Here is a 1,180-nt window from a genome sequence, read left to right as displayed (position 1 = left end):
CCCACCCCCCGCGAAGGTGCGCATCACCTCGACCGCGGAAGCCTGCGAAGGGAATCGCGAATCCGGCAGGTAGTTCTCGAGGCTCGCGCTGGAGAACTGTGGCGGGGGCACTAAATGCCCGACCAGTTCTGCCGCGGTCAAGCCGGGCTGTCGATCAACCAGTCGCGGGGCGCTCGTCAATCGCTCCACTGTCACTGGTTCAGTTTAGCGCCGCGATGAGGGCGAGCCTCTCGGTAGCCTGGTGCCGTGAGCGAGCGCCTCGAGAGCACCGACAGTCTGGTACGTCGAGCAATCCCCGACGACGGCGCAACGCTTCGGATGGATTCAGCGGATGCACGCCCCACGCTCCTTGATTGGTACCGCCCGCACTCCCCGGAACACGTGCGACTGAATCTCGTCAGCACTCTCGATGGTCGCGCCGCGGGCGCCGACGGCACATCAGAGTCGCTCACCTCACCGACAGATCGGGTGATTCTTGGCGTCATTCGCGAACTCGGACAGGTCGTCGTGGTGGGTGCCGAGTCAGTTCGTCAAGAAAGGTACCTCCGACCACGCCGAGCCGCCCTCGCGATTGTGACGGCGAGCGGGGATCTGAGCGGTCACAGGCTCTCCGCTGGCCCTGAACAGCTCGGAGCCACCGAGACGAATCACCCGATCATCGTTCTCACCACCGATCACGGCGCAGAGTCGGCTCGAGCACAGCTTCCCCATGCGCGGATCATGGTTCTGGCAGACGACGACGTCATTCCGGCCCACGCGATCGTGATGACCCTGCGGCAACTCGGCTTCGCTGGCATCACCGTGGAAGGTGGGCCCACGCTCGCAGCTCACCTGCTGCGTGTGAGCGTGGTCGACGAGCTCTGCTTAACCGTGATGCCCCGAATCGGCGGCCCCGCTTTGCCCCTGCTGACGGGTGATGTGCTACGGGAGCACTCGGCTGTGCCCCATCAACTCCTCCTCGCCTCTGACGGAACACAGTTCGGGCGATGGCAGCTTCAGCCAGGGCCCTCCGCCTGAGAGCGCGCATCCACGGAGCGCAGCCACGTGGCAATCGCACGCTCCCATCGTGCGCGGTCGTAGTTCCAGAGCTTGGTGTGCCGTGCGTGAGCAAAGTGCTCGAGCGTGACGACATCGGGGCGGGCGCGCGCCAGCGCCACGCTACCGTCACTCGGCACATAAC

At 65.3% G+C, this 1,180-nt stretch carries 2 protein-coding genes; one reads left to right on the top strand and one right to left on the bottom strand.

All coding sequences use genetic code 11. The annotated features are described in order from the left end of the window. Nucleotides 1-246: 246 nt before the first annotated feature. Nucleotides 247-1,017, top strand: a complete 771-nt coding sequence (locus ACN4EK_RS32800; RefSeq protein ID WP_431662639.1) for a dihydrofolate reductase family protein — start codon at nt 247-249, stop codon at nt 1,015-1,017. Here the strand turns inward: ACN4EK_RS32800 and ACN4EK_RS32795 are convergent. Then, the coding region (locus tag ACN4EK_RS32795; protein WP_431662638.1) for a hypothetical protein at nt 996-1,180 on the bottom strand (185 nt) is incomplete at its 5' end. The genes ACN4EK_RS32800 and ACN4EK_RS32795 overlap by 22 nt on opposite strands.

It is taken from the genome of Pantanalinema rosaneae CENA516, assembly GCF_050753385.1.
In the GTDB taxonomy this organism is placed as follows: Bacteria; Cyanobacteriota; Cyanobacteriia; order Leptolyngbyales; family Leptolyngbyaceae; genus Pantanalinema; species Pantanalinema rosaneae.
The sequence above is the reverse complement of the archived record's forward strand: the minus strand, read 5'-3'. Positions and strand labels throughout refer to the sequence as shown.